Annotated in this window: 1 protein-coding gene; it reads right to left on the bottom strand. The window is 47.5% G+C overall.

Translation table 11 applies throughout. From position 1 onward, the window contains the following. A partial coding sequence (locus MT390_RS19735) for an Ig-like domain-containing protein (RefSeq protein ID WP_499442915.1) occupies positions 1–514 on the bottom strand: 514 nt, incomplete at both ends.

Here is a 514-nt window from a genome sequence, read left to right as displayed (position 1 = left end):
TTGCCCTTCAGCATTCGTATAAGTAAAGCTATCCGCCCCGTTAAAGTCAGCATTCGGTGTGTATTTCACCGTACCATCGGCATTGATTGAGACTGAACCATTAGCGCCTTGAGTCACGCTTTCTACTGGTGAGATCGCTGCTTCAGTGCCATCAACCGTATCAGTGTCATTCGCAAGCACATCGATATCAATTGCCGCATCTTCGTTAGTCATCGCGGTATCGTTAGCGACAACCGTTAAATCATTCACGGCATCGACCGTGACATTAACCGTGGCTTCTTGACCTTCTTCATTGGTATAAGTAAAGCTATCCGACCCGTTAAAGTCAGCATTCGGTATGTATTTCACCGTACCATCGGCATTGATCGTCACGATACCGTTGGTACCTTGAGTCACGCTTTCTACTGGTGAGATCGCTGCTTCAGTGCCATCGGTTGAGTCATCATCATTCGCAAGTACATCGATATCAATCGCTGCATCTTCGTTAGTCGTCGCGGTATCGTTAGCTACGACG

The sequence above is a fragment of the Vibrio sp. 2-Bac 85 genome, assembly GCF_037546705.1.
Taxonomy (GTDB): Bacteria; Pseudomonadota; Gammaproteobacteria; order Enterobacterales; family Psychromonadaceae; genus Psychromonas.
This window is presented reverse-complemented; position numbering and strand designations above follow the sequence as displayed.